This is a genomic window from Anaerovibrio sp. (genome assembly GCF_045637405.1).
Lineage (GTDB): Bacteria > Bacillota > Negativicutes > Selenomonadales > Selenomonadaceae > Anaerovibrio.
This window is the reverse complement of sequence record NZ_JAZTZI010000006.1, coordinates 1-8,839: the sequence shown is the minus strand read 5'-3', so window position 1 is coordinate 8,839 and position 8,839 is coordinate 1. Positions and strand designations below refer to the sequence as shown.

Genomic DNA, 8,839 nt, shown 5'->3' with positions numbered 1-8,839 from the left:
GCTGCTGCTCCTGTAGCTGTAGCTGCTGCTGCTCCTGCAGAGGGTGGCGCTGCTGGTGAGAAGTCCGAGTTCGATGTAATCCTGAAGGACGCTGGCGCTGGCAAGATCAACGTAATCAAGGCTGTTCGTGAGGCTACTGGTCTCGGCCTGAAGGAAGCTAAGGCTCTGGTTGACGGTGCTCCTGCTGCTGTTAAGGAAGGTCTGTCCAAGGCTGACGCTGAGGCTCTCAAGGGTACCCTCGAGGCTGCTGGTGCAACTGTAGAGTTGAAGTAATTTCTGCTTTATAACGAGCTTTAAGTAAAACAGAAGGCTGTGGAAAATGAGCAATCATTTTTCACAGCTTTTTTGTTTTTGTATAGGTTTTTCTTGACATAAATTAATTATATTGGTAAAATAAATTGCTACAGGTTAAAAAGCTGTAGTTGTGGCTTAGGCCACTAAGAAAACAGTAAATAAGTTCGTGCAAGGGTATTAAATGGATTCATCAGGTGTCTTGGGACATTTGGCAATGCGTCGTGTGGTTTTAGCCCATGAAGAGGTGTTGTGAATCTGTTTATTTTTCGTGTGCGGATTTTTTGTCATTTTTGTTATTTTAGCTAAGGAGTGAAGTTCTTAATGTTTCATCCTGTGCCGGTAGGCAAACGAACCAGGTATAGCTATGCCAAGATTAAAGAAGTTATGGAGATGCCACACCTTCTTGACATTCAGCGGAAATCCTATGAATGGTTTATTGGCGATGTAGAAAAGGGTACCAAGGGCGCTGGCCTTATGGAAATCTTTGAGGATATTTCCCCAATTACCGATTTCCAGAACAAGATTGAATTAAGATTGTTGGATTATTCTCTCGGCGAGCCAAAATATGGCCTGGAGGAGAGCAAGGAGCGGGATGCAACCTATTCTGCACCGCTTCGTGTAAAGGTTCGTCGTATTAACAAGGAAAATGGTGAGTTCCATGACAGCGAAATCTTCATGGGTGACTTCCCTCTGATGACTGACTCCGGTACCTTTGTTATCAATGGTGCAGAGCGTGTTATCGTAAGCCAGTTGGTACGTTCCCCAGGTGCCTACTATGGTGTTACCGTGGATTCCTCCGGTAAGTCCCTGTTCAACGCTACTGTTATCCCTAACCGTGGCGCTTGGATTGAGCTTGAAACTGATACCAACGATGTTATTTCTGTTCGTATTGATAGAACCCGTAAGCTGCCTGTAACTGTTTTCCTGCGTGCTCTTGATTTCATTAACAAGGCTGAAATCGCAAGAAACCAGCAGATTGCTGATGGCACTGCAAGTGCCGCTGAAACAGGCCGTAACGAGGATCATATCGAGGTGCTGACCTCTGATTTGTCCTTCGGTACCAAGGATGAAATTTTGGCACTCTTCAACAATGACCCTGCAATCGTTGCAACTCTTGAGCGTGATTCTACTGAGGGCATGGATGGCAGAACCATTGAAGAAGTAGCTTTAGATGAGATTTACAAGAGACTTCGTCAGGGTGAGCCATTTAACGTAGATAACGCCCGCTCTATGCTCCGCAGCTTGTTCTTTGATAAGAAGCGTTATGATTTGGCTACTGTTGGCCGTCATAAGATTACCAAGAAGCTTGGCTGGAAACACCGTCTGGTAGGCCAGGTATTGGCTGAGCCATTGGTAAATCAGGAGACCGGTGAGGTCGTAGTGCCTGCTAATGAGCTGATTACCCAGGATTTGATCGATGAGATTACAGACGATCAGGAGAAGGGTATTTTCGGTGAGGGCAAGGCTATCATCGTTCAGGTGAAGCTGAATGATGAGGGTGACCTGCTGGATATGATTTGTTCCCCAACTCTCATTGACAAGAAGCGTACCATCGCTGTTAATGATATTATTGCATCCATCAGCTATCTGCTGAATCTGATGCATGGTGTTGGCCGTACTGATGATATCGACCATTTGGGCAACCGCCGTGTTCGCTCTGTAGGTGAATTGCTACAGAATCAGTTCCGTATCGGTCTTACCCGTATGGAGCGTGTAGTTCGTGAGCGTATGTCCACCCAGGAGGATATTTCTGCTGTTCAGAACCTTATCAACATCCGCCCTGTAGTGGCAGCTATAAAGGAATTCTTCGGTTCCTCCCAGCTGTCCCAGTTCATGGACCAGCACAACCCATTGGCAGAGCTTACTCATAAGCGCCGTCTGTCTGCCCTTGGTCCTGGCGGTCTGTCCAGAGAGCGTGCCGGCTTCGAGGTTCGAGATGTACATAACTCCCATTACGGCCGTATGTGTCCTATCGAGACTCCTGAAGGTCCTAACATCGGTCTGATTGGTTCTCTGTCCAACTACGCCCGTATCAACAAGTATGGCTTTATGGAGACACCATATCGTCGTATTGATAAAGAAAACAAGCGTGTTACCAATGATGTTAAGTACATCACTGCTGACGCTGAGGATACTTTGGTTATTGCTCAGGCCAACGAACCATTGGATGAAAATGATTGGTTTGTAAATGAGCGCGTAGTAGCCCGTGTTCACGAGGAGACCACTGAGGTTCGCCGTGAAAAGGTTGACTACATGGACGTATCACCAAAGCAGGTTGTTTCCATTGCAACAGCCATGATTCCATTCCTGGAAAACGATGATGCCAACCGCGCACTGATGGGTGCCAACATGCAGCGTCAGGCAGTTCCGCTTCTCCGTACCCAGGCTCCACTGGTTGGTACTGGTATGGAGTACAAGGCTGCATGTGACTCAGGTGTTATGATTTTGGCTAAGCATGCCGGTGTGGTTGATTCCGTAAGTGCAGATAAAATTGTTATCCGCACTGAGGACGGTGACCTCGATGAGTATAAGCTCCAGAAGTTTATGCGTTCCAACCAGGGCACCTGCATCAACCAGCTCCCTATCGTATTTAAGGGCGATGTGGTGGAGGCCAAGCAGCCTATCGCTGACGGTCCTGCTACTGACCATGGTGAGCTGGCATTGGGCTACAACATTATCGTTGCTTACATGCCTTGGGAAGGTTATAACTACGAGGATGCTATTCTTCTTAGTGAAAACCTTGTCAAGAGAGATATTTATACCTCCATTCATATTGAGGAATATGACTGTGAGGCCCGTGATACAAAGCTGGGACCTGAGGAAATTACCGGGGATATTCCAAATGTTCCCGAAGAAAACCTGAAGGATTTGGATGAAAATGGTATTATCCGCATCGGTGCTGAGGTAAGAACCGGTGATATTCTGGTAGGTAAGGTAACTCCAAAGGGAGAAACTGAATTGTCCGCAGAGGAGCGTCTCCTGAGAGCCATCTTTGGTGAGAAGGCCCGCGAGGTTCGTGATACTTCCTTGAGAGTTCCTCATGGTGAAGCCGGTAAGATTGTTGATGTCAAGGTTTACAGCCGTGATAACAATGATGAGCTGAACCCTGGCGTAAACAACATGGTTCGCGTATACATTGCCCAGAAGCGTAAGATTTCCGTGGGTGATAAGATGTCCGGTCGTCATGGTAACAAGGGTGTCGTTTCCCGTATCATGCGCGAGGAGGATATGCCATTCCTGCCGGATGGTACTCCAGTTGATGTAGTTCTGAACCCATTGGGCGTACCTTCCCGTATGAACATTGGTCAGATTCTGGAGACTCATTTGGGTATGGCTGTTAGAAATATCGGTACTCAGATTAAGAACGGTGACCCTACTGTTGAGAAGCGTCTCCGTGCTATTGGTTATGACTTTGATAAGTATGGCATGCCTAAGTCTGACAAGGCTGGTGTTCATATTGCAACTCCAGTATTTGATGGTGCCCGTGAGAAGGATGTATTTGATACTATTCGTGCTTCCGGCATGGATGAGGATGCCAAGACTGTTCTCTACGATGGTCGTACCGGTGAGCCTTTCAAGAATAAGGTTACCGTTGGTTGCGTATACATGCTGAAGCTGCATCATCTGGTTGATGATAAGATTCATGCCCGTTCCGTTGGTCCTTACTCCTTAGTTACCCAGCAGCCATTGGGTGGTAAGGCACAGTTCGGTGGTCAGCGTTTCGGTGAGATGGAGGTTTGGGCACTGGAGGCTTATGGTGCTGCTTACACCCTGCAGGAGATTCTGACTGTTAAGTCCGATGATGTTGTGGGCCGTGTTAAGACCTATGAGTCCATTGTTAAGGGTGAGAATATCCCTGAGCCAGGCGTACCAGAGTCCTTCAAGGTTCTCATCAAGGAGCTCCAGAGTATCGGTCTGGATATCAAGGTTCAGGATGAGAATGCTAACGAGATTATGGTTCAGGACGATGAGGAAGACATCAGAGATGCAGCCAATGAGCTGGATGTTGATGTAAATGGTGTAGATGATTCCGGTAATGTGGCAGTACCTTCCGATGAGTATACGGAGGATGATGCTGAAGCAGCGGATGACTATTCTGATACTGACTTAATCGTTGACGTTAATGCCGATAATTTTGACAATGAATAATGGAAGGGAGTGACACGCCCTTGTTGGATGTAAATAACTTTGATTCAATGCGTATAGGTCTGGCGTCTCCTGATAAGATCAGAGAGTGGTCTTACGGTGAGGTTACCAAGCCAGAAACTATTAACTATCGTACTTTAAAACCAGAGACTGCAGGCCTTTTCTGTGAACGTATCTTTGGACCAACCCGTGACTGGGAATGCCATTGCGGTAAATATAAGAGAATCCGCCATAAGGGTACTATCTGCGAGCGTTGCGGTGTTGAAGTAACCCGTGCCAAGGTTCGTCGTGAGAGAATGGGTCATATTGAGCTGGCAGCCCCTGTATCTCACATCTGGTACTTTAAGGGAATTCCAAGCCGTCTGGGTCTTGTTTTGGACATTGCTCCAAGAGCCCTGGAAAAGGTTTTATATTTTGCCTCTTATATTGTAATTGACCCAGGCACTACTGAGCTTAGCAAGAAGCAGCTTCTCAGCGAGAAGGAGTACAGTGAGTATCGCAGCAAATATTCCTCCGCCGCTTTCAAGGTAGGCATGGGTGCTGAGGCTATCAAGGAGCTGCTGGTTGAAATGGAGGCAGATCTCCCTGAGGATCAGCAGAAGCCAGAGGAGGGCATTATCAGCCGTCTTGATCTTTTGCATCAGGAGCTGACCAACGAGCTGAAGACAGTTACCAGTCAGCAGCGTCGTCTCAAGGCTATCCGTCGTCTGGAGGTTGTTGAGGCATTCCGTAAGTCCGGCAACAAGCCTTCCTGGATGATTATGGATGTGGTTCCAGTTATTCCGCCAGAGCTGCGTCCAATGGTACAGCTGGATGGTGGTCGCTTTGCAACCTCTGACCTTAATGACCTGTATCGTCGTGTAATTAACAGAAATAACCGCTTGAAGCGCCTTTTGGAGCTTCATGCACCAGATATTATTGTTCGTAACGAGAAGCGTATGCTTCAGGAGGCTGTTGACGCCCTTATTGATAATGGTCGTCGCGGCCGTCCGGTTACCGGTCCTGGTAACCGTCCTCTGAAGTCCCTGTCCGATATGCTTAAGGGTAAGCAGGGGCGTTTCCGTCAGAACCTCCTGGGTAAGCGCGTAGACTATTCCGGTCGTTCCGTTATCGTAGTAGGTCCTGAGCTGAAGCTTCATCAGTGTGGTCTCCCTAAGGAGATGGCATTGGAGCTCTTTAAGCCATTCGTTATGAAGCGTCTGGTTTCCGATGGTATTGCCCATAACATCAAGTCCGCCAAGCGTATGGTAGAGCGGGCCAAGGATGAGGTATGGGATGTACTGGAGGGCGTAATCAAGGAGCATCCGGTTCTCTTAAACCGTGCCCCAACACTCCATCGTCTTGGTATTCAGGCCTTCGAGCCAGTTCTTACTGAGGGTCGTGCCTTGAAGCTGCATCCATTGGCATGTACTGCATACAACGCCGACTTTGATGGTGACCAGATGGGTATCCATCTTTCACTGTCTGCTGAGGCACAGGCCGAGGCTCGTGTTCTGATGCTGGCAGCTAACCACATCCTTGCTCCTAAGGATGGCGGCCCTATCATCGTTCCTTCCCAGGATATGGTTCTGGGTTCCTACTATCTGACTGCTGTAAGAAATTCCAGCCAGGGCAGACCTATCGTAGGCGAGGGCAAAATCTTCACTGGTATCAACGAGGCACTGCTTGCTTATCAGCATCAGGAGCTGGACATTCAGGCTGAGATTAAGGTCCGCATGAAGGATGTTGATGAGGATGGCAATGTAGTCAAGGATTACGGCTTGGTTCGTACTTCCCTGGGCCGTATGATTTTCAATGAGACCCTGCCAAAGGCTGTTCGTCAGTTCAGCCAGGACAAGAAGACCGGTGAGTGGTCTCTTGGTATGCTCATGAACAAGAAACAGCTGGGCAAGCTGGTTGACATCTGCTTCAAGACTCTTGGTGCCAGCGAGACTGCTGTTGTTATTGATAACGTAAAGAACCTGGGTTACCACTATGCTTGTATCGCAGGTATGACCGTTGCTATCTCTGATATTAAGGTTCCTGAGAAGAAACAGGCCCTTCTTGATGAGGCTGAGGCAAAGGTTAAGAAGACCCAGCGTCAGTTTGAGCGCGGTCTTATCAGTGATGAGGAGCGTTATAAGAAGGTATGTAAGGTTTGGGATGACGCTACCAACCTGGTTGCTGATGCAATGTATGACAACTATGCGGACAACGAGCCATTTAACCCAATCTACATGATGGCTGACTCCGGTGCCCGCGGTAACAAGTCCCAGATGCGTCAGTTGGCCGGTATGCGTGGTCTGATGGCTGATCCATCCGGTAAGACCATCGAAATTCCAATTACTGCAAACTTCCGTGAGGGTCTGTCCGTATCCGATTACTTCATTTCTTCCCATGGTGCCAGAAAGGGCTTGGCCGATACTGCGCTTAGAACAGCAGACTCCGGTTATCTTACCCGTCGTCTTGTTGACGTTGCTCAGGACGTTATCGTTCGTGAGGAAGACTGCGACGTTGTAGGCATTAACCTGATCCGCGAGCGTGCCAAGCTGGCTGAATCCGCAGCGGCTGCTGTGGAACAGCTCAAGGAAACTCTGGAGGGTCGCATTTTGGCTGCCGATGTTCTCAGCCCTGAGACTGCAGAGGTTATCGTTGAAAAGGGTGTAACCCTTGATGATGAAATCCTCAAGACAATCGGTGAGGCTGGAGTAGCGGAAATCGTTCTCCGTGGTTCCTCCTCCAACAGTGATGCAGCCATTACCAATGCTGCTGCAACTGATACCGTTAAGCTTGGCGCTCCTGATGAAAACATCAGAAAGTCCATCAAGACAGCTATGGTAGCAGAGATGATGGGCAAGGATACCACTGCTGCTGTTTATGACAGCAAGGGCAATGAAATCGTTCCTGCCGGTGTACCTCTTACCGAGGAATACATCGAGGCAGTTCTGTCCAGCGATGCCAAGGAGGTTAAGGTTCGCAACAATAACATCCGCGGTATTGAGGTTGAAGCTATTGTTGAGGGTAGCGGTGTAATCGAGCCTCTTAAGGACCGTATCGTAGGCCGTGTATTGGCTGAGGATATCATTAATCCTGAAACTGGTGAAAAGATTGCTTCCCTTAATGACGATATTGATGAGAAGCTGGCTGATGAAATCGTTAAGGTCCGCAATAAGGTTTCCATCCGCAGCGTACTGACCTGTAAGTCTCAGTATGGTGTCTGCATCAAGTGCTATGGCCGTGACCTGGCTAATGCAACCAAGGTTAACGTGGGTGAGGCTGTTGGTATTATCGCAGCTCAGTCCATCGGCGAGCCTGGTACACAGCTGACAATGCGTACATTCCACTCCGGTGGTGTCGCAGGCGGCGACGATATTACCCAGGGTCTGCCACGTGTCGAGGAATTGTTCGAGGCACGTAAGCCTAAGCACAACGCCATCATCGCTGAAATCGAGGGTGACGTTACCGTTACCGAGAAGGATAAAATCTTCACCGTTACCATCACTCCTAAGGAAGGCAAGGAGAAGGCCAAGGAATACGTTCTGCCATTTAACTCCCGTCTTGCTACAAAGGATGGCGACCATATCATGCCTGGTGACAAGCTCACTGAGGGCTCCATTAACCCACATGATATTCTCCGCGTCTGCGGCCTGAAGGAAACCCAGAACTACCTCGTATATGAGGTACAGAAGGTTTACAAGCAGCAGGGTGTTGGTATCAATGATAAGCATATTGAGGTTATGGTTCGTCAGATGCTCCACAAGGTTCGTATCGAGGCCTATGGTGGCACCGATTTCCTGCCAGGTGAGTATGTTGACATCAACAGCTTCGAGGCGGCCAATACCAAGGCTATTGCTGAGGGGAAGGAGCCAGCTGTTGCAAAGCCAATTCTCCTTGGTATCACCAAGGCTGCACTGGCAACTGATTCCTTCTTGTCAGCCGCATCCTTCCAGGAGACTACTCGTGTCCTGACTGATGCTGCTATCAAGGGTAAGGTTGACCCACTCCTCGGCCTGAAGGAAAATGTTATCATCGGTAAGCTGATTCCAGCTGGTACTGGTATGGGCTGCTATCGTAACATCAAGGTGGTTTACGATGATGAGCCTGTTCAGACTGCTGAGGCAGAGGCTGAAGCAGAAGCAGCTGCTGAGTAAGTATTGCTTAAATAAATAAAAAATAAAAAAGTTGTGAGTTGGACCCCTTCGGGGTCAGCTCACAACTTTTTTTTACAAACGACAAAACAAATACTGCATGGTTAGTTTTCTTTTTCCATTTCTGCTTCGTAAACGTCAAAGTTTAGGTCGTATTCCCCACAGCCCATTCGTGTGAGATAATAACACCAACAAATTCAAGTTTTGCCGAATGACTTCGTGTTTCGGGAAAACTTCAAAAGTGAGGTGTTTTTACTTGGCGGAGAATTCGT

3 protein-coding genes are annotated in these 8,839 nt (G+C 48.2%); all 3 read left to right on the top strand.

Annotated elements, in window-relative coordinates; all coding sequences use genetic code 11:
- Positions 1 to 273, top strand: a 273-nt coding sequence (gene rplL / locus ACKI5G_RS00650; protein WP_407396655.1) for a 50S ribosomal protein L7/L12, incomplete at its 5' end; no start/stop codon positions are given.
- Positions 274 to 615: 342 nt separating this feature from the next.
- Complete coding sequence (locus ACKI5G_RS00645) at positions 616 to 4,443, top strand: DNA-directed RNA polymerase subunit beta (RefSeq protein WP_407396653.1); 3,828 nt, start codon at positions 616 to 618, stop codon at positions 4,441 to 4,443.
- A 20-nt stretch (positions 4,444 to 4,463) separates the two neighbouring features.
- Positions 4,464 to 8,570 carry a DNA-directed RNA polymerase subunit beta' gene (rpoC, locus tag ACKI5G_RS00640; protein WP_407396651.1) on the top strand — a complete coding sequence of 1,369 codons (4,107 nt, stop codon included), beginning with the start codon at positions 4,464 to 4,466 and terminating at the stop codon, positions 8,568 to 8,570.
- The last annotated feature ends 269 nt before the right edge of the window (positions 8,571 to 8,839 follow it).

What these genes read in the sequence shown, in the direction of transcription:
- ACKI5G_RS00645 (WP_407396653.1), top strand. Translation starts at nt 616, where the DNA reads ATGTTTCATCCTGTGCCGGTAGGCAAACGAACCAGGTATAGCTATGCC.